Here is a 21,606-nt window from a genome sequence, read left to right on the forward strand (position 1 = left end):
CCATCGGCTGCTGGTTACCATCGGCCGGGTGAACAGCAGGCAGCCCGAGCGGACCGTCCCCGTCGTCGTCCTCGCCGGATTCCTCGGATCCGGCAAGACCACCGTGCTCAACCACCTCCTCGGCAACCGGGGAGGAACCCGGATCGGGGTCGTCGTCAACGACTTCGGATCGATCGAGGTCGACGCGATGTCCGTGGCCGGTCAGGTCGGCGACTCGATGGTCTCCCTCGGCGGCGGCTGCCTGTGCTGCGCGGTCGACGGCAGCGAACTCGACGCCTACCTGGACCGGCTCACCGCGCCCGCGCACCGGATCGACGTGATCGTCATCGAGGCCAGCGGGCTCGCGGAGCCGCAGGAGATGGTCCGGATGCTGATGGCCAACGAGAACCCGGCCGTCCGCTATGGCGGCATGGTGCACGTCGTTGACGCGGCGGAGTTCGACGCGACCCGCGAGAAGCATCCGGAGACCGACCGCCACCTCGCCGTCGCCGACCTGGTCGTCCTCAACAAGTCCGACCGGGTCGACGCCGCCGAACGGACCCGGATCGAAACGGAACTCGACGCGCTCCGTGCCCCCGGGACCGCGGTGATCGCCACCGAACACGGTCGGATCGACCCGGAACTGCTCTTCGACCGCCGGCCCTGGACGGAGACCCGCGGCCAGCTCTCCTTCGAGGACCTGCTGGCCGAGGCGGACGAGGACACCCACGACCACTCGGCCCACGCGCACGCCGCCTACGAGAGCGTCGAGTTCACCTCCGACGAGCCCCTCTCCCCGCGCCGCCTCATGGACTTCCTCGACCGCCGCCCCGCCGGCCTCTACCGGATCAAGGGCTTCGTCCGGTTCGGCGTCCCCGGCCACGAGGAGCGCTACGAGGTCCACGCGGTCGGCCGCTTCCTGAGCTTCGAGCCCGGCCCCTGGCCGAAGGGCGAGCCCCGCCGGACGCAACTCGTCCTGATCGGCTCCGGCACCGACGGACCGGCCCTGCTGCGCGGGCTGGAGGCCTGCCGCGAGCAGGCCCCGCAGGACGCCCGGCCGGAGAGCATGTGGGGCGTGCTGCGGTACGTCCCGCGCAAGGGACCCGCGGAACCGGGGGAGCAGCCGGCGGACGAGCCGGACACCGACCGGCCCCACCCGCCCGAGACGGCCTAAGCCACGTCCACGCCGTACTCGCGCAGCAGGTCCTCCAGGCCGCCCCGGTAGCCCTTCCCGCCGATGACGAACTTCCAGTCGCCGTTCGGCCGCCGCCGGAAGGAGCCCAGCACCAGCGCGGTTTCGCCGGCCCGCCCGTCGGACACCTCCAGCCGGTCGATCTCCTCGCCGGCCGCGCCGAGCAGCCGGATCCGGGCGTCGGTGAACCCGGCCAGGTCGGCGTCCGGATTGACCTCGGGATCGATCGCGGCGACCAGGACCAGGCGGTCCGCGCGCTGCGGGAGGTCGTCGAAGCCGACCTCCACGGCTGCCTTGTCGGGGCCCCGGTGCGGGCGCGAGCGGACCGCGCCGTCCGGGGTCCGCGGGTTGTTGAAGAACACGAAGTGGTCCTCGCTCAGCACCCGGCCGCCCTCGCAGACCAGCGCGCACACGTCCAGCGCGACCGACCCCGACCACGACATGCCCAATACGTTGCGGTCCGGCGCGAGGGCCTCCGGCTCGGCGGCGGCCCGCTGGGCGGGCACGCTCCGGGAGGCCGCCGCGGTCGGGCCGGTGGAAGCGCCGTCGCCCAGCCGGCCGCGCAGCCCGTACCGGTGCAGCAGGTCCACCAGCTCGACCCCCGGAACCAACTCCAGCGGTTTTCCGTTGGCGAAGGTGTACGACCCCGGTCCGAAGGACGAGGTGGTGACCAGCACCCCCTTGTTCGCCCCCGCGTCCTGCACGGTCCCGTACAAGTCCCGCACGGCCGTCGGCGGGACGGTGTTGCGGTACCGCTTGACCTGTACGACGATCCGCCCGCCCCGGATCGGCGCCGGGTCCAGCGCCTCGACGTCGACGCCGCCGTCGCCCGACCGCTGCGTCGTCACCGCCTCCATGCCCATCGCCCGGAACAGTTCCGCGACCAGGTTCTCGAAGGCGATCGGGTCCATCGAGAACAGGTCGGGCTCCTCCTCGGCGCCCTCGCCGTGGCCGCCGTGCCGGACGACCCCGCTTCCCACCTCGCCGGGCCCCCGGCCCGCCCGTACCGCCGTCAGCTGGTCCGGCCGCGCCGACAACTGCCCCCGCAACCCGTCCACCAGGCAGTCCACCGCGCTCACCTGCTCCAGGCGCAGCCCGGAGAACGCCGTGCGCGAGGCCAGCACGGTGGCCAGTACGATCTGCGCCTCGCGTCCCGTCACCGGATCGTGGTCGTCCACGAACCCGTTGACCACCACCGAGTCCAGCGCGCCGAACTCGTCCGCCGCGTACAGCTCGCGCAGCACCAGCAGCACGCACTGGGCCAGTACGTCCCGGTACACCGCCCGGCGCTGCGTGGCCGGCCGGGCCGTCTCCTTGTCCTGGTCGGTACTCGGCAGGTACCGCACCGACTTCGCCTCCGGTACCACCGCGAAGCCCGGCAGCTCCCAGTCCAGCACCAACTGACGGGCCGCCGGATCGTAGGCCGCCGAGACCTGGCGGGGCAGGTCCTCGGGCCAGGCGGTGGAGGCGTACAGGGCCGCCGAGAAGTACTCGACGGCGGCCTCGGCATCGCCGGCGCCCAGCGCGCCGGCCAGTTCGGCGAGGCCGCCGTTGTGGCGGCGCACGTCGGCGAGCTGTCCGGCCGCCCACCGGTCGTACTGCTCCCGGTACGCCGCCAGCTGCCGCAGGCGCTGCTGGTCCGCGGCGTGCGCGGCCTGCCAGGCCTGGGTGTAGCGGTCGTGGGCCTCGCGCTCCGCCTGGGCGCGGCGACCCGCGCCGAGCCCCCAACCGCCGCTCTGCTGCTGGAACTGCTGGAGCTGCGGCATGGGCAACGGATGGGCCAGCGTGCCCGGGTTGAACGGCTCCACCTGTTCGGAACGGACCAGGGCGGCCATCCGGAAGGCGGGCGCCCGGCACCCCGCGGCCAACATCCCCTGCAGGGCCGCCACCTCGGCTTCGAGCTCTTCCGTCCGGCGACGGGCCTCGGCCTCGCGGTGCTGCTTGTAAGCGGCCTGCTGTTCCCGCCGGCCCCGCGCCACGTCCCGTTCGTACGCCCGCTGCCGGCGCTCCGCCTCGCGCTGCTGGATCAGCTGCGCCCGCTGCTGCTGCCGTTGGGCCTCGGCCCACACCCCGATCAACCCGCTGGACCGACGACTCATCAGCTGTGTTCTCCCCCCACCCGCGTGTACGGGGAAAACACTAGTCGGGGCACGGGGTGCGGGGTGAGCCCAACGGCCCACCCGGCGCAACCCGCGCCCCGCCCGTGCTACAACACGCCCCCCGCGAGGGCTTCGACGACCGCCGGCAGCGCCACCCCCGAGCCGTCACGACGCGGGTCCACCGCCGGCAGCGCGGCCGGGGTGCCGTTGGCCGACGCGGCCCGGACCGGCGCCCCACCGGCCCAGGCCAGCACCAGGACGTCCTCGCCCTTCAGGAAGCGCTGGCAGCGCACCCCGCCCGTGGCCCGACCCTTGCGCGGGTACTGGTCGAAGGGGGTGAGCTTGCCGGAGCGCACCGAGTCGTCCAGCGTCCCCTGCGATCCCGCCACGGTGAAGACCATGGCGTCCCGGGCCGGGTCCACGGCCGAGAAGTGGATCACCTTGGCGTTGTCGGCGAGCTTGATGCCCGCCATGCCGCCCGCCGGGCGGCCCTGGGGGCGCACCTGGGCCGCCGGGTAGCGCAGCAACTGGGCGTCGTCGGTGATGAAGACCAGGTCCTCCTCACCCGTGCGCAGCTCGACCGCGCCGACGATCCGGTCGCCCTCCTTGAGGGTGATGACCTCCAGCTCGTCCTTGTTCGCCGGGTAGTCCGGCACGACCCGCTTGACGACGCCCTGCTCGGTGCCCAGGGCCAGCCCCTGGGAGGACTCGTCGAGCGAGGTCAGGCAGATCAGCGTCTCGTCGGCCTCCAGCCCGGACAGGAACTCCGAGACGGGGGCGCCACCGGCCAGGTTCGGCGCGGCGTGCGTGTCCGGCAGCTGCGGCAGGTCGATCACCGACAGGCGCAGCAGTCGACCGTACGAGGTCACCGCGCCCACGTCGGCCCGTGCGGTTGCCGCGACCTGGGAGACGATCAGGTCGTGCTTGGCGCGGCCGCCGCCCTCCTCCTCGGGGAGCGGGTCGCCGTTGGCCGTACGGGCGAGCAGGCCGGTGGAGGACAGCAGCACGCGGCACGGGTCGTCCGCGACCTCCAGCGGAACGGCCGCGATGGCCGTACCCGCCGACTCCAGCAGCACCGTCCGCCGCTCGGTACCGAACTTCTTCGCCACCGAGGCCAGTTCGGACGAGACCAGCTTGCGCAGTTCGCCGTCCGAATCCAGGATGCCGGTCAGCTCGTCGATCTCGCCGGTGAGGCGGTCGCGCTCGGACTCCAGCTCGATCCGGTCGAAGCGGGTCAGGCGGCGCAGCGGGGTGTCGAGGATGTACTGCGTCTGGATCTCGCTGAGCGAGAAGTGCTCGATCAGCCGCTCCTTGGCCTGCGCGGAGTTGTCGCTCTCGCGGATCAGCCGGATGACCTCGTCGATGTCGATGAGGGCCACCAGCAGGCCCTCGACCAGGTGCAGCCGATCGCGCCGCTTGGTGCGGCGGAACTCGCTGCGCCGGCGGACGACCTCGAAGCGGTGGTCCAGGTAGACCTCCAACAGCTCCTTGAGGCCCAGCGTCAGCGGCTGGCCGTCGACCAGGGCGACGTTGTTGATGCCGAAGGACTCCTCCATCGGCGTCAGCTTGTAGAGCTGTTGCAGCACGGCCTCCGGGTGGAAGCCGTTCTTGATCTCGATGACCAGGCGCAGGCCGTGCGAGCGGTCGGTGAGGTCCTTGACGTCGGCGATGCCCTGGAGCTTCTTCGAACCGACCAGGTCCTTGATCTTCGCGATGACCTTCTCGGGGCCCACCGTGAAGGGCAGTTCGGTGACGACGAGACCCTTGCGGCGCGGGGTGACGTCCTCCACCGCGACCGTCGCGCGGATCTTGAACGTGCCGCGACCGTTCTCGTAGGCGTCCTTGATGCCGGAGAGCCCGACGATCCGGCCGCCCGTGGGCAGGTCGGGACCCGGCACGAAGCGCATCAGCGCCTCCAGGTCCGCCTCCGGGTGACGGATCAGGTGGCGGGCGGCCGCGATGACCTCGCCCAGGTTGTGCGGGGCCATGTTGGTGGCCATGCCGACGGCGATCCCGGAGGCGCCGTTGACGAGCAGGTTCGGGTACGCCGCGGGCAGGACGACCGGTTCGCGTTCCTGGCCGTCGTAGTTGGCGTTGAAGTCGACGGTGGCCTCGTCGATCGACTCCGTCATGAGTGACGTGGCGTCGGCCATCCGGCACTCGGTGTAACGCATCGCGGCCGGCGGGTCGTCGTTGCCGAGGGAGCCGAAGTTGCCGTGGCCGTCGACCAGCGGCAGGCGCATCGAGAAGGGCTGCGCCATGCGCACGAGCGCGTCGTAGATCGACGCGTCGCCGTGCGGGTGCAGCTTGCCCATGACCTCGCCCACGACACGGGCGCACTTGACGTAGCCGCGGTCGGGACGCAGGCCCATCTCGTTCATCTGGTAGACGATGCGCCGGTGCACCGGCTTCATGCCGTCCCGGGCGTCCGGCAGGGCACGGGAGTAGATCACCGAGTACGCGTACTCGAGGAAGGAGCCCTGCATTTCGTCGACGACGTCGATGTCGAGGATCTTCTCCTCGAAATCCTCCGGCGGCGGGGTCTTCGTGCTGCGGCGGGCCATCGCTGCGCGGCTCCTTAACCAAGAAATCGGGTGTACGGGGTGTACGGGGTGTACGGGGTGTACGGGACGTACGGGTTCCGGCCGGGCGGTCCGGCAGGGGCGACGCGGACCATTGTGGCCCGGGCCGCCGACAATGCCGACTCCGACCCCGGGGGTCCCCCGGACGGAGTCCGCAGGCGGCATCCGGGAACTTCTCCGGTGGCCGACGCGCTTGCATACAGTGGCAGGTCTGACAGAAATCTCTGCATCGCGATCGAAGGGACCACATGCCCATGGGTCACACGGCCACAGCTCAGGCCGGCTCCGGCGGCCTGACAGCGACCGAGCACCGGCTGGCCAACGGCCTGCGCGTGGTGCTGTCCGAGGACCACCTCACCCCGGTCGCCGCCGTCTGCCTCTGGTACGACGTCGGCTCGCGCCACGAAGTCAAGGGGCGGACCGGTTTGGCTCACCTTTTCGAGCACCTGATGTTCCAGGGTTCGGCGAGCGTACCGGGCAACGGACACTTCGAGCTCGTCCAGGGCGCCGGCGGTTCCCTGAACGGGACCACCAGCTTCGAGCGCACCAACTACTTCGAGACCATGCCGGCGCACCAGCTGGAACTCGCCCTGTGGCTGGAGGCGGACCGGATGGGTTCGCTGCTGGCCTCGCTGGACGACGAGTCCATGGAGAACCAGCGCGACGTCGTCAAGAACGAGCGTCGCCAGCGCTACGACAACGTGCCCTACGGGACCGCGTTCGAGAAGTTGACCGCCCTCGCCTACCCCGAGGGCCACCCGTACCACCACACCCCGATCGGTTCGATGGCCGACCTGGACGCCGCGTCCCTGGAGGACGCGCGCACCTTCTTCCGTACGTACTACGCGCCCAACAACGCCGTCCTGTCGGTCGTCGGCGACATCGACCCCGAGCGCACCCTGGCCTGGGTCGAGAAGTACTTCGGGAGCATCCCGTCGCACGACGGCAAGCAGCCCCCGCGCGACGGCACGCTGCCCGAGGTCATGGGCGCGCAACTGCGCGAGGAGATCGTCGAGGAGGTCCCGGCCCGCGCGCTGATGGCCGCCTACCGCCTCCCGCACGACGGCACCCGCGAGTGCGACGCCGCCGACGTGGCGCTGACCGTGCTGGGCGGCGGCGAGTCCTCCCGGCTGCACAACCGCCTCGTGCGCCGCGACCAGAGCGCCGTCGCGGCCGGCTTCGGCATGCTGCGGCTCGCCGGCGCGCCCTCGCTGGGCTGGCTGGACGTCAAGACCTCCAGCGGCGTCGAGGTGCCCGCCATCGAGGCCGCCGTCGACGAGGAGCTCGCGCGGTTCGCCGCCGAGGGCCCCACGGCCGAGGAGATGGAGCGCGCCCAGGCGCAGCTGGAGCGGGAGTGGCTGGACCGGCTGAGCACGGTGGCCGGCCGGGCCGACGAACTGTGCCGCTTCGCGGTGCTGTTCGGCGACCCCCAGCTCGCCCTGACCGCCGTACAGCGCGTCCTGGACATCACCGCCGAGGAGGTGCAGGCCGTGGCCGCGGCCCGACTGCGCCCCGACAACCGGGCGGTCCTGGTCTACGAACCGCCGGCCGGGTCCGACGACGAGACCGACGCGAACGAAGCCGAGAACGAAGGGGCGGAGCAGTGAGCGACACCGCAGCCGTCACGATGACCTTCCACCCGCAGCCCCAGCCCGGCGAGGCCAAGCCGTGGGCCTTCCCGGCCCCCGAACGCGGCGCGCTGCCCAACGGCCTGACCGTGCTGCGCTGCCACCGCCCGGGCCAGCAGGTGGTCGCGGTCGAGGTCAACCTCGCGGCCCCGCTGGACGCGGAGCCCGAGGGCCTCGACGGGGTGGCCACGATCATGGCCCGCGCCCTGTCGGAGGGCACCGACAAGCACTCCGCCGAGGAGTTCGCCGCCGAGCTGGAGCGCTGCGGCGCCACGCTGGACGCGCATGCCGACCACCCCGGCCTGCGGGTCTCCCTGGAGGTCCCGGCCTCCCGCCTGCACAAGGCGATGAGCCTGCTCGCCGAGGCGCTGCGCGCGCCCGCCTTCGCCGACGGCGAGATCGACCGGCTGGTGCGCAACCGGCTCGACGAGATCCCGCACGAGCTGGCCAACCCGCAGCGGCGCGCGGCCAAGCAGCTCTCCAAGGAACTGTTCCCGGCCTCCCTGCGCATGTCCCGACCGCGCCAGGGCACCGAGGAGACGGTGGCCCGCATCGACTCCGCGGCCGTCCGCGCCTTCTACGAGGCCCACGTACGCCCCGCCACCGCCACCGCGGTGGTCGTCGGCGACCTGACCGGCATCGACCTGGACGCCGTCCTGGCCGACACGCTGGGCAGTTGGACGGGCAACACCGCCGAGCCCCGCCCGGTGCCCCCGGTGACCGCCGACGACACGGGCCGGGTGGTCATCGTCGACCGGCCCGGCGCCGTCCAGACGCAGTTGCTGATCGGCCGCATCGGCGCGGACCGCCACGACCTCGTGTGGGCCCCGCAGGTGCTCGGCACGTACTGCCTCGGCGGCACGCTCACCTCGCGCCTGGACAAGGTGCTGCGCGAGGAGAAGGGGTACACGTACGGCGTGCGCGCCTTCGGTCAGGTGCTGCGTTCCACGGCCGACGGCAAGGGCGCCTCGATGCTCGCCATCAGCGGCTCGGTGGACACCCCGAACACCGGCCCCGCGCTGGAGGACCTCTGGAAGGTGCTGCGCACCCTCGCGGAGGGCGGTCTGACCGACGCCGAGCGGGACGTGGCGGTGCAGAACCTGGTGGGCGTGGCCCCGCTGAAGTTCGAGACGGCGTCCTCCGTCGCGGGCACGCTGGCGGACCAGGTCGAGCAGGAGCTGCCGGACGACTACCAGGCGCGGTTGTACGCGCGGCTGGCCGAAACCGGTACGGCGGAGGCGACTTCGGCGGTCGTGCGCGCCTTCCCCGTGGACCGTCTGGTGACGGTGTTGGTGGGCGACGCGGCGCAGATCGAGGAGCCCGTACGGGCGCTGGGCATCGGCGCCGTAACCGTCGTCACCAACTGACCCGTGGTCGACCGGGAATCGAGCGGCGGGCGACCGCCCCTCCACCGGTAACCGGCCGTTTCTGAAGGGGCTCTGATGGATTATCCGTCAGGGCCCCTTTTGTCCGATTAGTGGTTTGGTTGCTCGTATGCGGTGTGGCGTACGCAACAAAAGTGCTCGTGTGTTTGGCGATCCACTGATGATCCGCCTAGCGTCGGCCCTGCTGTTCGTCAGTTGTGCCCGCCGCACCCGCGGCACCGAACAGTGATCGCCGAGTCCCCGTCAGGCGCGAGCCTGGGGAGCCGGGGACCCACAGTCCCTGGGGTGAATCGGACCGCCTCGCAAGAGGAGGCCCGTAGGAGACCTTCCTGCTCCGAACCCGTCAGCTAACCCGGTAGGCGAGAGGGAAGGAAAGGACCACCCCCTTCATGGCGTTTGGCAGTCGTCCCACCGGCTCCGGCAAGCACCGCGGCTCCAGCCGTCTGAGCCGCAAGACCGCCGGCTACGCCGGTATAGCCGCCCTCGCCACCACGGGCGTGGTCGGCACCCTCGCCGCCCCGGCCTTCGCGGCGGACAACCCGGGACCCTCCATGGAGGACACCGGCCAGAACCCGGTGGTCGTCGCGAACGACCTCCAGGGCGACATCGTGGCCCAGGCCGATCTGCAGCAGCGCGCCGCTGACGCCGTCGCCGCCCAGGCGCAGGCCGAGGCCGACGCCAAGCAGCGCGCCTCCGAGGCCAAGCGCGTCGCCGAGGTCGCCGAGGCCAAGGCGAAGTCCGAGCGGGAGACCGCCGAGCGCGTCGCCCGCGAGGAGGAGCGCAAGCGCCTCAACACCTACGTCTCGCCCATCGCGGGCTCCTACGTCAGCACCTCCTACGGTGCGGGCGGCGCGATGTGGTCCTCCGGTAGCCACACGGGCATCGACTTCCACGCCTCCCTCGGCACCTCGGTCCGCGCCGTCGGCGCCGGCACCGTCGTCGAGGCCGGCTGGGGCGGCGCGTACGGCAACAACGTGATCATCAAGCACAACGACGGCACCTACACGCAGTACGGCCACATGGACTCGCTGAGCGTGTCCGCCGGCCAGCAGGTCGCCCCGGGCCAGCAGATCGGCCTCGCCGGCACCACCGGCAACTCCAGCGGCGTGCACCTGCACTTCGAGGCCCGCACCAGTGCCCAGTACGGCTCGGACATCAACCCGCTGGCGTACCTGCGCTCGCACGGCGTGAACCTCTGATCCGAGCGGCACCGCACCACCACTTCCACGGAAGGCCCCGGCTCCCCGAGCCGGGGCCTTCCGCGTTCCCGGGAGCCGGCTCGCCTGCGAAGCCGGCCCTTGCCCTCGTCGGCTGCCCCGCTCACCCCTCACCGCTCCCCGCTGCGTGAAATGTTTCGGATTTCCAGCCGTCCTCGGAAATATTCGCGTGTTGCAATAGAGTCGCGACACGGTCACGATTCCGGCGACGGCGCCGGCAGCCGAATTCACGCGGAGGTCCGGTCTTGCGAATTCCCGCGCACGCGGTGTGCACAGCGATCCGCGACGATATCGTCTCCGGCTTCTTCGGGCCGGGCGGCCGCCTCACCGAGGAGGTCCTGGCCCGCCGCTACGGGGTCTCCCGCGTCCCGGTGCGCGAGGCCCTGCGCACCCTGGAGTCCGAGGGCTTCGTCACCACGCGCCGCCACGCGGGCGCCTGCGTGGCGGAGCCCACCGAACAGGAGGCGGCCGACCTCCTGGAGCTACGGATGCTGCTGGAGCCCCTCGCGGCCTCCCGGGCCGCCCGCCGGCGTACGGACGCCCACCTGAAGGTGCTGCGCGGGCTGGTCCGGCTGGGGCAGGAACGGGCCCGCAGGGGCCAGGGGGAGGATCTGCGGGACCTGGGGGGCTGGTTCCACGAAACCCTCTCCCAGGCCTCCGGCAGCCCGGGCCTGATCGCCCTGCTGACCCAGACCCGGCGCAAGATCGCCTGGATGTACACCGTGGAGGCCCCCGCGCGCCCCGTGGAGTCCTGGGCCGAACACGGAGGGATCGTCGACGCGGTGGCCCGCGGGGACGCCGAACGGGCCCGGACGCTGACCGCGCAGCACGCGGCGCGCGCCGCCGAGGCGCACCGGCCGCGGGTGAGGACTCCGCAACCTGCCGTAAACACGTCGAGCGTCCGGCATTAACACGGGCCGTATACAAAGGTGAGCGGATATTCTGGCGGCGCCGGCCGGTTCACGGTCCCGCGCATTTCTCGTGCTCCCATTCCGGATTCTTCTCCCGCGGGATTCCGGCTTTCGCGTCCGGCGTCGAATTCCCGCCCGCGCGGCCGAAAACAGAAGAGCCGCAGCCCCCGGGATCACCGGGGGCTGCGGCTCCGCCGCTCGTTCGAGGTGGTACCGGACCCGAAGGGTCAGACGGTCTCCGGAAGCTCGTCGAGGCCCTCGGCGACCAGCTTCGCGAGGCGGTCCAGGGCGGCGTCCGCACCCTCGGCCTCGGAAGAGAGGACGATCTCCTCGCCGCCCTGCGCGCCCAGGCCCAGGACCGCCAGCATGGAAGCGGCGTTGACGGGGTCGCCGCCCGCCTTGGCGATGGTCACCGGGACGCCGGAAGCGGTCGTCGCCCGGACGAAGATCGAGGCGGGACGAGCGTGCAGGCCCTCGGCCCAGCCGACGTTGACGCGGCGCTCTGCCATGGTGATGCCCTTCAGGTTCTTACGGTTGTCTAGACCAGTCTCTCACGGCGCCCCGAATGCTCGGACCGGCCTTCGGCCCCGGTCCACCGCCGTTCGACCTTCCCCAGCTTGCACCGCTTCGCCCCGGACTGCCGCGTTCGCCGCGCGCTCGCGTCCGGGCCGGTCCGCACGGCCCGTCCGCCCCTTAGGGTGAGCCCATGACGACCGCGTCGGACCCCTCGTACCCGGCCCACTGGGAAGCGGACGTCGTGCTGCGCGACGGCGGCACCGCCCGCATCCGTCCCATCACCACCGAGGACGCGGGACGGCTGACCAGCTTCTACGAACAGGTCTCCGACGAGTCGAAGTACTACCGCTTCTTCGCGCCGTACCCGCGCCTGTCCGACCGCGACGTGCACCGCTTCACGCACCACGACTACGTGGACCGCGTCGGCCTCGCGGCGACCATCGGGGGCGAGTTCATCGGCACCGTCCGCTTCGACCGGATCGGCCCCGACGGCCGGCCGGCCTCCGTCCCGGCCGACGAGGCCGAGGTCGCCTTCCTCGTCCAGGACGCCCACCAGGGCCGCGGCGTGGCCTCCGCGCTCCTGGAGCACATCGGGGCCGTGGCCCGGGAGCGGGGCATCCGGCGGTTCGCCGCCGAGGTGCTGCCCGCCAACAACAAGATGATCAAAGTGTTCACGGACGTCGGCTACCAGCAGAAGCGCAGCTTCGAGGACGGCTCCGTCCACCTCACCCTCGACCTCGAACCCACCGCCGAATCCCTCGCCGTGCAGCGCGCCCGCGAACAGCGCGCCGAGGCCCGCTCCGTCCAGCGACTGTTGTCCCCCGGCTCGGTCGCCGTCATCGGGGTCAGCCGCTCCGGCTCGGGCGTCGGCGCGGCGGCCCTGCGCAACCTGCGCGACGGCGGCTTCCACGGGCACCTCTACGCCGTCAACGAAGCCCGCGCCCCCGGCATCGAGGGGGACCTGCTGGACGGCGTACGGGCCTACCGCACCGTCGCGGACATCGGCGCGCCCGTCGACCTCGCCGTGATCGCCGTCCCCGCCGAACGGGTCCCGGACGCCGTCGCCCGCTGCGGCGAACACGGGGTGCAGGGCCTGGTCGTGCTCTCCGCCGGCTACGGGGAGAGCGGCCCGCTCGGCCTGGCCCGCCAGCGCGAACTCGTGCGGCAGGTGCGCTCGTACGGGATGCGGCTGATCGGCCCCAACGCCTTCGGGGTGATCAACACCGCCCCCGAGGTCGAGCTGAACGCATCCCTGGCCCCCGGCCCCACCGCCCGCGGCCGCATCGGCCTGTTCACCCAGTCCGGAGCCATCGGGATCGCGCTGCTGGCCGGACTGCTCCGGCGCGGCGGCGGCCTGTCGTCCTTCATCTCCGCCGGGAACCGGGCCGACGTCTCCGGCAACGACATCCTCCAGTACTGGTACGACGACGAGGCCACCGATGTGGCCCTGCTCTACCTGGAAACCCTCGGCAACCCGCGCAAGTTCACCCGCCTCGCGCGCCGCACCTCCGCCGTCAAACCCGTCGTCGTCGCCCGTGGCGGCCGCCACACCCCGGCCGGCCACGTCGTCCCCGGTACGCGGCTCACCGACAGCACCGTCTCCGAGCTGCTGCGGCAGGCCGGCGTCATCCGGGTCGACACCGTCACCGAGCTGGTCGACGTCGGCCTGCTGCTCGCCGGGCAACCGGTCCCGGCCGGCCCCCGGGTCGCGATCCTCGGGAACTCCGAGTCCCTCGGCGTCCTCACCTACGACGCCTGCCTGACGGAGGGGCTGCGCCCGCGCCCCCCGCTCGACCTGACCACCGCCGCCGACCCCGCCGACTTCCGCGCCGCCCTGGCCACGGCCCTGGCCTCGCCCGACCACGACGCCGTCATCGTCACGGCCATCCCCGGGGTGGGCGAGCAGGCCCTGGCCGACGACCTCGCCGCCGCCCTGCGCGAGGCCGCCGCCCAGACGCCGGGCAAGCCCGTCGCGGTGGTCCACGTGGAACTCGGCGCCCTGGTGGAGGCCCTGTCCGCCGCGCGGGCCACCTCCCCGACCGCCGCCGCCCCGCGCGGCCCCGCGTGGACCGCGCCGGGCACCCCCGACCCGGGCCCGGCCCCCGACGCCGAAACCCCGACCCCCCGCACCGGCCCGATCCCGACCTACCCCGCCGCCGAACGGGCCGTGAAGGCCCTCGCCGAAGCCGTCCGCTACGGCCAGTGGCGCCGCGCCAACGCCGAGGGCGGCCAGGTCCCCGAGTACGAGGACATCGACGAAGCCGGGGCCGCCGGCCTGCTCGCCCGCCTCCTCGCGGACGTCGCCCCGGCCTCCGTCGCCACCCTGGACGAAGCCGACGGGCGCGAGCTCCTCGGCCGCTACGGCATCCGCGTCCTGCCCGTCCTGCCCGCCCCCACCCCCGACGCCGCCGCCCGAGCGGCCCGCGTCCTCGGGTACCCCGTCGCCCTCAAGACCACCGCCCCGCACCTGCGCCACCGGGCCGACCTGGGCGGCGTACGCCTGGACCTCACCACCGAAGCCGAGCTGCGGCGCTCGTACGAGGAACTCACCGACACCCTCGGCAAGCCCGCCGAGCTGCTCCCCGTGGTCCAGACGATGGTGCCGCGCGGCGTGGACACCGTCGTCCGCTCGGTCATCGACCCCGTCGGGGGCGCCGTCCTCACCTTCGGACTCGCCGGCGTCGCCTCCGAGCTGCTCGGCGACACCGCCCACCGGCTGGTTCCGGCCACCGACCGGGACGCGGCCGCGCTGATCCGCTCCATCCGCACCGCCCCGCTGCTCTTCGGCTGGCGCGGCAGCGACCCCGTCGACACCCGCGCCCTGGAGGAACTCCTGCTCCGGCTGTCCCGACTCGTCGACGACCACCCCGAGGTCGTCGGGGTTTCCCTGGAGCCGGTCGTCGTCGCCACCGATGGCCTCTCCGTGCTGAGCGCCACCGTCCGCGTCGCCCACCCGCCCGCCCGCAGCGACCTCGGCCCGCGCACCCTGCCCAGCTACTGAGCGCCGGGCAGGTAGGGGGACCCCGGAGGGGCCTTAGGATGGACCTCATGGCGAAATCCGGTACGACGACCCAGGGGCTGCGCGCGGCGATCGAGCGCAGCGGCTACTACCCGGCCCTCGTGGCCGAGGCGGTGGAGGCCGCCGTGGGCGGCGAGCCGATCTCGTCGTACCTGGTCCACCAGGAGACCACCTTCGACTCCAACGAGGTCCGCCGGCACGTGACCGTGCTGGTCCTCACCGGCAACCGCTTCATCGTCAGCCACACCGACGAGCAGGCCGCCGACGCCGGGTCCCCCTCCCCGTACGCGACCACCTCCACCGAGTCGGTCAAGCTCAGCAGCATCTCCTCCGTGGTACTCAGCCGCGTCGTCGCCAACCCGGAGTCGTACACCCCGGGCACCCTGCCGCGCGAGGTCGTGCTGACCATCGGCTGGGGCGCCGTCTCGCGCATCGACCTGGAGCCCGCCGCCTGCGGCGACTCGAACTGCGACGCCGACCACGGCTACACCGGCAACTCCACCGCCGACGACCTCAGCCTGCGGGTCAGCGAGGCCGGCGACGGCCCCGAGACCGTGCGCCAGACCCTGGTCTTCGCCCAGGCGCTGTCCGAGGCGACGGCCGCGACCTCCGGTCCCGCCCGCTGATGTCGTACTCCGCGCCGCCGAACTGGCAGGACGAACCGGAACTGCTCGACCTCGCCGGCGCCCCGGTCCCGCACTACGGGACGGGCTCGCTCGCCGACCTCCTGCCGACCCTCGCGGCCGGTCAGGGGGTGCCCGGCCTCGCCGCTGGGATCGCCGAGCTCACCCCGGCCGACCGGAACTGCGTCTTCCTCGTCGACGGCATGGGCTGGGAGCAGATCAAGGCCCACCCGGACGAGGCCCCGTACCTCACCTCCCTGCTCGCCGGCTCGCGCGGCGGCACCGGCCGCCCGATCACCTCGGGCTTCCCGGCGACCACCGCCACCTCCCTGGCCTCCGTCGGGACCGGCCTGCCGCCGGCCCGCCACGGCCTGCCGGGCTACGCGGTGCGCAACCCGGCCTCCGGCGAGCTGATGAACCAGCTCCGCTGGCAGCCGTGGACCGCGCCCAAGCCCTGGCAGCCCTACCCGACCGTGTTCCAGCTCGCGGACGCCGCCGGGGTGCACACCGCCCAGGTGTCCTCGCCCACGTTCCGCACCACCCCGCTCACCAAGGTCGCGCTCAGCGGGGGCACCTTCCACGGCCGGATGACCGGCGAGGAACGCATGGACCTCGCCGCGATCCAGCTCGCGGCCGCCGAACGCTCGCTCGTGTACACGTACTACAGCGAACTCGACGGGGCCGGACACCGGCACGGCGTGGACTCCGACGCCTGGCGCGGCCAGCTGATGTTCGTCGACCGCCTCGTGCAGCGCCTCGCCGAGCAACTGCCGCCGCGCACGGCGCTGTACGTGACCGCCGACCACGGCATGGTCGACGTCCCCTTCGACGAGGACTCCCGGATCGACTTCGACGACGACTGGGAGCTGGGCGCGGGCGTCGCCCTCCTCGGCGGCGAGGGCCGGGCCCGGCACGTGTACGCCGTACCCGGCGCGGAGGCCGACGTCCTCACCGTGTGGCGGGAGGTGCTCGGCGACCGCTTCTGGGTCGCGAGCCGCGAAGAGGCCCTGGAACTCGGCTGGTTCGGCGCTCCGGGGGAGTGCGACGAACGCGTGCTCGGCCGGATCGGCGACGTGATCGCCGCCGCCCAGGCGGACGTCGCGATCACCGCGTCCCGCAACGAGCCCAACGAGTCGGCGCTGGTCGGCATGCACGGCTCCATGACCGCGGCCGAGCAGCTGGTCCCGCTGCTCGAAGTCCGCACCTGACCGACCCCGCCCCCTCCCCCCTCGCCGCCCACGACCCGAAAGGCCCCGTCCTGCCATGCCCGAGCTGGTGTTCTTCTCCGGAACGATGGACTGCGGAAAGAGCACCCTGGCGCTCCAGATCGCCCACAACCGGGACGCGCGGGGCCTGCAGGGCGTGATCTTCACCCGTGACGACCGGGCGGGCGAGGGCAAGTTGTCCTCGCGCCTGGGGCTGGTGACGGAGGCGGTCGAGGCGCCGGAGGGCATGGACCTCTACGCCTACCTGGTGGCCCAGCTCTCCCAGGGCGGCAAGGCCGACTACGTGATCGTGGACGAGGCGCAGTTCCTGGCCCCCGACCAGATCGACCAACTGGCCCGGATCGTGGACGACCTCGGCCTGGACGTCTTCGCCTTCGGCATCACGACCGACTTCCGCACGAAGCTCTTCCCCGGCTCGCAGCGCCTGATCGAGCTGGCGGACCGCCTGGAACAGCTCCAGGTCGAGGCCCTGTGTTGGTGCGGCGCCCGCGCCACGCACAACGCGCGGACGATAGACGGGGAGATGGTGGTCGAGGGCGCGCAGGTCGTCGTCGGCGACGTGAACCGCCCGGCGGGGGAGATCGGTTACGAGGTCCTCTGCCGCCGCCACCACCGCCGCCGCATGACGAGCGGTTCAGCCCGGGCCGGAGCCCTCTCCCCGGATGTCCTCCCGGTCAACCACGCCTGACAGCCCGCCGCATGATCGTTCCCGGGGTGATGTGCGTCGCCGGGGACGGCAGCCTGTGGCCAAGTGCCTAGAAGGCACCGAGTGTGTGCCGGGACGATACGCCTCTGACCTGCACGAACGCTGCGGCGCACGACCAGTCGCCGAATCCTTCCGCCGTTCTCGGGAAACCGAAACCCTTGTCCGGTCCTGCGGCCCCACCTGCATTGTCAGTGGCTAGGGCTAGCGTCCATCCCGCATGGATTCGAGGGTGGGAGGGTGCTCGTGGGAGCCAAGACAGGCCTGCTGGCGTACGCGGACGGGGACATCCAGGCCGCTCTGCGTCTGGTGACCGCAGCCGGAATCGCGGAGACGACCGAACTCGTCGGGCGGCTGTACCCGGGCTGGGGCATGGAGGCCGCGGAGGGCGAGATCTTGGGTGAGAGCACCTATCCCGCCGACGGACTCACCTACGCCGCGAGCTTCCCGGGCGTGGACATCGTCTGCGACCGGCGCCTGATGATCGACCGTCCGTCGCAGCTGCCCGAGCACCTGGTCGCGGCGAGTGCCGGACGCAGGATGGTCCTGCACGCGATGCACAGCGTGGTGGACTGGCTCGCCTTCGCGGTCTGGGAGGACGGCCGGCTCGTCCGCTCGCTGAGCCTGTCGCCTGAGAGCGGCGTCATCGAGGACATCGGCGAGCCGTTCCCCTTCGAGGCTCCGTACTGGGCCGGTGACCACCCGGTGGGGATGGACCCGGACTGGGAGGACGAGGCACCGTATCCGCTGCCCTTCCACCCACTCGAACTCGGAGAAGAAGCTCTCCGCGCATTCTTCGGCTTCATCCTGGAAGGCTGGCCGGCCCCCGACGACATCGACGCGGACGAGCTTCGGCTCCACGGCTTCCGCCTCATGGCGCCAGGCGGCACCATGCCGGGAGCGTCCACTCGCTGACCATGGGTCACTACCTTTGTGTTGCCCGCCAGGCATCGGTGACGCAGCCCTCCTCCACGTGCCACCACTCCCTCGCCACACCGTGATTGAGAAGCCTCTGCACCTTGGCCAGGTCAGCCTCCGGCGGTACGTCGAGAGCCACCATGCCGAACCGGTCGATGCCCTCGCCGCCCACACCCAGCTCCGCGAACGTGTGGAGAACGCTCTGCCGAGCCGCGCCGGAGCCGTTGTCGCGCAGCACGATCAGCCGGATCGTGCAGTTCTGCGATGGCTGGAGCACCTTGCCGGCCCACCGGAGGCCGTCCTCGTCGGCGTGGGCGGAGAGGATGTCACCGGTGGCCACACCGCGTACGAACCAGGGCGTGTTGTCCAGCTGCACGGTGCCGTCGCGACGGTCTATTGCCCACAGGCTCTCCACTGAGGCAGGCGGCCAGTCACCCTTGACTTCAAGGCGGAAGTGCACCTTCACGTGCTTGGCCACGGGCTCCGTCTTCGGGCCAGGATGCATGATGGTTACTCCACTTCCGCAATGGCCTGATGGCGTGCCAGAGGATACGAGCTGGGGCCATCCGGGCACCGTTCGGGCGGGGTAGCAGCTCTGAACTTGGAGGAGCATTGCAGCAGCTCTACGTGGTGGGATTTGAAGTGACCAGTGTGCCGTCTACGGTTGATGCGCAGGGTCGCCAAGGGGCGGCCTTCGAGCAAGTTATAGCCCACGTGGCGCAGCACGCCGGGCCGGGCCATGGTCTGTCTCTCATGGACGGGCCGGGCCAGGTTGTGCGCGCAGGTCACGGGCCCGGCCGGCCCGAACAGCACGTGCGCTGGGTGCCGACGATCGTCAATACGTCCACGCGTGCACTGCGGATGGAGATTGAAAACGACCTATCGGCGGGTGGCCGGTTCTCATGCCAGATGACAGTCAGCGAAGCCGACGCAACTACAGGATTCCGAGTCGTGATGGGGCGACAGAGCGGGGGGCCTCTCGCGCCTGCGACGGTGGAGACCCTGAAGCCCCCGAGAGCTCTGACAGCAGTCACACTGGACCCCTCACTCCGCTGCAAGGACGCCAACGACATCGTCGCCGCCTCGGTCGCGACGGCCCTGACGGCGCAGGTCCCCTCCATCCACGCCCATTTGGCCGACCCCCTCCGGCGCCTCCCCGTTCTGGTTGTTTCCTCCATGCGACCTACCGGTCCGTCTGCGGCTTTGGCACGTAAGGCGGCAGTTCGCCTCGTGGGCCTGGCGCACGTGGTCGTTGTCTCTGGATGGCTCGCCTTCGACGTCTTCAACTCGGGCAATGCTGGGCCGCTTCTCCCGCGGGAAGGTGCGCGACTCTATTGGCCGGGAACGGGTTCACTTCGATCCCCGTGGTGGGACTCTGCCGCCCTATCCGGTGACCACGAGGTGGTGCTCCGTGACCTGACACGGCTGTTGGCCCCACTCAGCGTGGCGGCCCGGGGTCGGGACCGTATCTGGGGGGCTGTGCGCGCGGCTCGGACTGATACGGAAACCGAAGCGCTGCTCGTAGAGCTTACGAAGGATGCAGCCAGCGCAGTTGACAAGGTTCGTGCCCTCCTGGAGGACGAGCGTGAGGATCAGCTCCACCTCCTCGAGAAGAACGAGGCCCTTGAGAAGAGGGTTGGCGACCTCGAAATTGACGTTGCGAATCTCGAGGCCAGGCTTGGAGCGGCGATCGAGCCGGCGGCAACAGAGCCCGAGACCATGCCGGTGCAGGCGTCTGCCGCGCAAGCCCGTGACTTCACCGATGACTGGGGTCGGTGGCAGCGGGAGTCTGGCGGGGCGATGGCCTTCACTGAGAGAGCTGTGGATGGCTGGGCCAAGTGCACGTACCCCATGCCGGAGCGCATGAGGGAAGCGCTGGACTCCTTGGCTGACCTGGCTGGCGAATGGAAGAGGCGGCGGGGGAAGGTCGGCACGTCGTTGGTCTCCTGGATCGGAGATCAGACTGCTCTGGTCTACGCGCCTTCAGACGAACGACTGCGCAGGAGCGGGAGACACGAATTCGACTTCGAGGGTCAGACGTGGGACCGGCAGCCGCACATCAAGCTGGACGACCATGTCACCCCGGACCGCGTGGGGCGGATCTACTTCGCCATCGACAGTGGCGGGCTCAGGTGGATCGTGGACCACGTGGGGTTGAAGCTTTACGGGCTCTGATCCTGGACTCGTGAGGAGCGCTGCTGCTTTCGGCTCGGGCTGTGAGGCCATCAACGCCCGCGCCACGCACAACGCGCGGACGATGGACGGGGAGATGGTGGTCGAGGGCGCGCAGGTCGTCGTCGGCGACGTGAACCGCCCGGCGGGGGAGATCGGCTACGAGGTCCTCTGCCGTCGCCACCACCGCCGCCGCATGACGAGCGGTTCAGCCCGGGCCGGAGCCCTCTCCCCGGATGTCCTCCCGGTCAACCACGCCTGACAGCCCGCCGGTGCCGCCCGCCGATGTCGATCAGGATATTGAGGGCGGGGAAGGCCGCCAGGGCGGAGGCCCGGCTCGCAGGCCGTCCCGACCCCGTCCCACCGGCCCCGCCCGGGCCCTTAGGATGCGGTGTTCATGATCGTCAGGGGGGGCGATGCCGTGCGCACCTACGCGCGCAGGACCAGAAGACCGCGGAACGACGACGCCCGTTCGGGGTGCGTCGGCTTCCTCATGCTGCCGTTCGTGTTCGCCGCCCGGGTGCAGCGCCCCGCGCGGCACGGGCGGCTGATCGATCCACAGATCGAGGCCGCCAAGGTGGCCCGTACCGTCATCGGCCTGGTGGCCACCGGATGGCTGCTCTACTCGTACCCGCTGAGCCGGTCGGCGGGCTCGGTGGTGCAGGACAAGTTCGTCGAGTTCTTCCTCAGCGCGGGCGTGCTGCTGGTCCTCGTACCGATCGCGCTGGCCGCCTTCGTCCTCGGCGCCCGCCCACCCGGCCCCGCCTTCTACCGGGCGCGGCTGCGCGGACCGCTGTCCGCCCTCGGGGCGCTCTTCGGAACGGTCCTGCTCCTCCTGCTGGCCGGACCCGCCGGCACTCTGATGACGGCGGACTTCATGGGCGCCGCCGGGTCCGTCCTGAGCATCGTGTTCGGCGCCGTCTACCTCTTCGCGCTGCCCTTCGGCCTGGCCTCGGTCATGTACGGGGTCCACCACACCTTCCGCACCGCCGACGTCCACGAGGTGCTCCCGCCGCTGATATCGCCGGCCCTGGTGTGGGCGATGTGCGCGGTCCAGGTCTTCGACGCGCCGCCCGTGCACGCCCCGCTCGCCGTCCGGCTCCTCTTCCTGATCGGCCCGCCGCTGTCGGTGACCGCGCTGTCGGTGTGGGAACTGCGCCGGCTGCGCGTCCAGTACGGGCTCACCCTGCGCTCCGCGCTCGGCCGATAGGGGGAACGGCCCCGGCGGGCGCTGCCGGGGCCCGCAACCCCGGGCAGGGATCGGGCACCGGCTCGACCGAGGGGGAGCGCGCATGGACCGGCTGCGGGAGCACGTCTTCGAGCCGTACCCCGAGCTCCTCGTCTTCCTCACCGTCGCCGTCGGGTTCCAGATCGGGCGGATCCGCTACAAGACCTTCGCCGTCGGCGCCGTCACGGCTGCCTCGTCGCCGGACTGA

17 protein-coding genes, 1 pseudogene and 1 riboswitch are annotated in these 21,606 nt (G+C 71.8%); of the genes and pseudogenes, 14 read left to right on the top strand and 4 right to left on the bottom strand.

Going from position 1 to position 21,606, the window contains the following annotated elements; translation table 11 throughout:
* The first annotated feature begins 28 nt into the window (after positions 1–28).
* Positions 29–1,153 (top strand): GTP-binding protein, encoded by a 1,125-nt coding sequence (locus AB0D46_RS16325; RefSeq protein ID WP_362877982.1) that lies wholly within the window; start codon positions 29–31, stop codon positions 1,151–1,153.
* On the opposite strand, the gene AB0D46_RS16330 is transcribed toward AB0D46_RS16325, so the two are convergent.
* Both AB0D46_RS16330 and AB0D46_RS16335 read right to left on the bottom strand, forming a co-directional pair.
* Positions 1,150–3,270, bottom strand: coding sequence for a restriction endonuclease (locus AB0D46_RS16330; protein ID WP_362877983.1), 2,121 nt, complete (start codon positions 3,268–3,270; stop codon positions 1,150–1,152). The two genes, AB0D46_RS16325 and AB0D46_RS16330, sit on opposite strands and share 4 nt — an antisense overlap.
* 107 nt (positions 3,271–3,377) lie before the next feature.
* On the bottom strand, positions 3,378–5,834 hold the full coding sequence (locus AB0D46_RS16335) for a DNA topoisomerase IV subunit A (protein WP_362877984.1): 2,457 nt from the start codon (positions 5,832–5,834) through the stop codon (positions 3,378–3,380).
* A gap of 272 nt (positions 5,835–6,106) precedes the next feature.
* Between AB0D46_RS16335 and AB0D46_RS16340 the strand changes: the two genes are divergently transcribed.
* The 4 genes from AB0D46_RS16340 (at position 6,107) to AB0D46_RS16355 (ending at position 10,993) form a co-directional block, all read left to right on the top strand.
* Positions 6,107–7,459, top strand: coding sequence for a pitrilysin family protein (locus AB0D46_RS16340; RefSeq protein WP_362877985.1), 1,353 nt, complete (start codon positions 6,107–6,109; stop codon positions 7,457–7,459).
* Positions 7,460–7,479: 20 nt separating this feature from the next.
* Entirely contained in the window at positions 7,480–8,847 is a 1,368-nt protein-coding gene (locus tag AB0D46_RS16345; protein WP_362878061.1) for a pitrilysin family protein, read from the top strand.
* Positions 8,848–9,085: 238 nt separating this feature from the next.
* Positions 9,086–9,242, top strand: a riboswitch (cyclic di-AMP (ydaO/yuaA leader).
* Between the two features lie 12 nt (positions 9,243–9,254).
* Positions 9,255–10,064 carry a M23 family metallopeptidase gene (locus AB0D46_RS16350; protein WP_362877986.1) on the top strand — a complete coding sequence of 270 codons (810 nt, stop codon included), beginning with the start codon at positions 9,255–9,257 and terminating at the stop codon, positions 10,062–10,064.
* Between the two features lie 263 nt (positions 10,065–10,327).
* The gene (locus tag AB0D46_RS16355) at positions 10,328–10,993 is read left to right on the top strand and encodes a GntR family transcriptional regulator (RefSeq protein ID WP_362877987.1); all 666 of its coding nucleotides are present in this window, start codon (positions 10,328–10,330) and stop codon (positions 10,991–10,993) included.
* A gap of 227 nt (positions 10,994–11,220) precedes the next feature.
* Here AB0D46_RS16355 and AB0D46_RS16360 read toward each other — a convergent pair whose 3' ends face one another.
* A complete protein-coding gene (locus AB0D46_RS16360) occupies positions 11,221–11,502 on the bottom strand; it encodes an HPr family phosphocarrier protein (RefSeq protein WP_362877988.1) in 282 nt (93 codons plus the stop codon).
* 197 nt (positions 11,503–11,699) lie between these two features.
* On the opposite strand from AB0D46_RS16360, the gene AB0D46_RS16365 reads away from it, so the two are divergent.
* The 5 genes from AB0D46_RS16365 to AB0D46_RS16385 all read left to right on the top strand — a co-directional run bounded on the left by AB0D46_RS16365 (position 11,700) and on the right by AB0D46_RS16385 (position 17,995).
* Positions 11,700–14,510, top strand: a complete 2,811-nt coding sequence (locus AB0D46_RS16365) for a GNAT family N-acetyltransferase (protein ID WP_362877989.1) — start codon at positions 11,700–11,702, stop codon at positions 14,508–14,510.
* A 47-nt stretch (positions 14,511–14,557) separates the two neighbouring features.
* The gene (locus tag AB0D46_RS16370) at positions 14,558–15,154 is read left to right on the top strand and encodes a DUF5998 family protein (RefSeq protein WP_362877990.1); all 597 of its coding nucleotides are present in this window, start codon (positions 14,558–14,560) and stop codon (positions 15,152–15,154) included.
* Positions 15,154–16,359 (top strand): nucleotide pyrophosphatase/phosphodiesterase family protein, encoded by a 1,206-nt coding sequence (locus AB0D46_RS16375; protein ID WP_362877991.1) that lies wholly within the window; start codon positions 15,154–15,156, stop codon positions 16,357–16,359. The genes AB0D46_RS16370 and AB0D46_RS16375 overlap by 1 nt, the downstream gene beginning before the upstream one ends.
* Positions 16,360–16,414: 55 nt before the next feature.
* Entirely contained in the window at positions 16,415–17,065 is a 651-nt protein-coding gene (locus AB0D46_RS16380; protein ID WP_362877992.1) for a thymidine kinase, read from the top strand.
* Positions 17,066–17,326: 261 nt separating this feature from the next.
* A complete protein-coding gene (locus tag AB0D46_RS16385; protein ID WP_362877993.1) occupies positions 17,327–17,995 on the top strand; it encodes a hypothetical protein in 669 nt (222 codons plus the stop codon).
* 10 nt (positions 17,996–18,005) lie between these two features.
* Here AB0D46_RS16385 and AB0D46_RS16390 read toward each other — a convergent pair whose 3' ends face one another.
* Entirely contained in the window at positions 18,006–18,503 is a 498-nt protein-coding gene (locus tag AB0D46_RS16390) for a DUF4265 domain-containing protein (protein WP_362877994.1), read from the bottom strand.
* Between the two features lie 488 nt (positions 18,504–18,991).
* Here AB0D46_RS16390 and AB0D46_RS16395 point away from each other — a divergent pair, with 488 nt between their 5' ends.
* The 4 genes and pseudogenes from AB0D46_RS16395 to AB0D46_RS16410 all read left to right on the top strand — a co-directional run bounded on the left by AB0D46_RS16395 (position 18,992) and on the right by AB0D46_RS16410 (position 21,606).
* The gene (locus AB0D46_RS16395) at positions 18,992–20,173 is read left to right on the top strand and encodes a hypothetical protein (protein ID WP_362877995.1); all 1,182 of its coding nucleotides are present in this window, start codon (positions 18,992–18,994) and stop codon (positions 20,171–20,173) included.
* 55 nt (positions 20,174–20,228) lie between these two features.
* Positions 20,229–20,432: pseudogene (locus tag AB0D46_RS16400) on the top strand (thymidine kinase); the annotation flags it as partial.
* 135 nt (positions 20,433–20,567) lie between these two features.
* Positions 20,568–21,380, top strand: coding sequence for a hypothetical protein (locus tag AB0D46_RS16405; protein ID WP_362877996.1), 813 nt, complete (start codon positions 20,568–20,570; stop codon positions 21,378–21,380).
* A gap of 82 nt (positions 21,381–21,462) precedes the next feature.
* On the top strand, positions 21,463–21,606 hold the full coding sequence (locus tag AB0D46_RS16410; protein WP_362877997.1) for a hypothetical protein: 144 nt from the start codon (positions 21,463–21,465) through the stop codon (positions 21,604–21,606).

Source organism: Streptomyces sp. NPDC048383, assembly GCF_040651775.1.
Classification (GTDB): domain Bacteria; phylum Actinomycetota; class Actinomycetes; order Streptomycetales; family Streptomycetaceae; genus Streptomyces.

Bases quoted from the DNA above. Each gene is read 5' to 3' on its own strand.
- AB0D46_RS16330 (WP_362877983.1), bottom strand. From the start codon at position 3,270: ATGAGTCGTCGGTCCAGCGGGTTGATCGGGGTGTGGGCCGAGGCCCAA.
- AB0D46_RS16335 (WP_362877984.1), bottom strand. From the start codon at position 5,834: ATGGCCCGCCGCAGCACGAAGACCCCGCCGCCGGAGGATTTCGAGGAG.
- AB0D46_RS16340 (WP_362877985.1), top strand. From the start codon at position 6,107: ATGGGTCACACGGCCACAGCTCAGGCCGGCTCCGGCGGCCTGACAGCG.
- AB0D46_RS16345 (WP_362878061.1), top strand. From the start codon at position 7,480: ATGACCTTCCACCCGCAGCCCCAGCCCGGCGAGGCCAAGCCGTGGGCC.
- AB0D46_RS16350 (WP_362877986.1), top strand. From the start codon at position 9,255: ATGGCGTTTGGCAGTCGTCCCACCGGCTCCGGCAAGCACCGCGGCTCC.
- AB0D46_RS16360 (WP_362877988.1), bottom strand. From the start codon at position 11,502: ATGGCAGAGCGCCGCGTCAACGTCGGCTGGGCCGAGGGCCTGCACGCT.
- AB0D46_RS16365 (WP_362877989.1), top strand. From the start codon at position 11,700: ATGACGACCGCGTCGGACCCCTCGTACCCGGCCCACTGGGAAGCGGAC.
- AB0D46_RS16370 (WP_362877990.1), top strand. From the start codon at position 14,558: ATGGCGAAATCCGGTACGACGACCCAGGGGCTGCGCGCGGCGATCGAG.
- AB0D46_RS16375 (WP_362877991.1), top strand. From the start codon at position 15,154: ATGTCGTACTCCGCGCCGCCGAACTGGCAGGACGAACCGGAACTGCTC.
- AB0D46_RS16380 (WP_362877992.1), top strand. From the start codon at position 16,415: ATGCCCGAGCTGGTGTTCTTCTCCGGAACGATGGACTGCGGAAAGAGC.
- AB0D46_RS16390 (WP_362877994.1), bottom strand. From the start codon at position 18,503: ATGCATCCTGGCCCGAAGACGGAGCCCGTGGCCAAGCACGTGAAGGTG.
- AB0D46_RS16405 (WP_362877996.1), top strand. From the start codon at position 20,568: ATGATCGTCAGGGGGGGCGATGCCGTGCGCACCTACGCGCGCAGGACC.
- AB0D46_RS16410 (WP_362877997.1), top strand. From the start codon at position 21,463: ATGGACCGGCTGCGGGAGCACGTCTTCGAGCCGTACCCCGAGCTCCTC.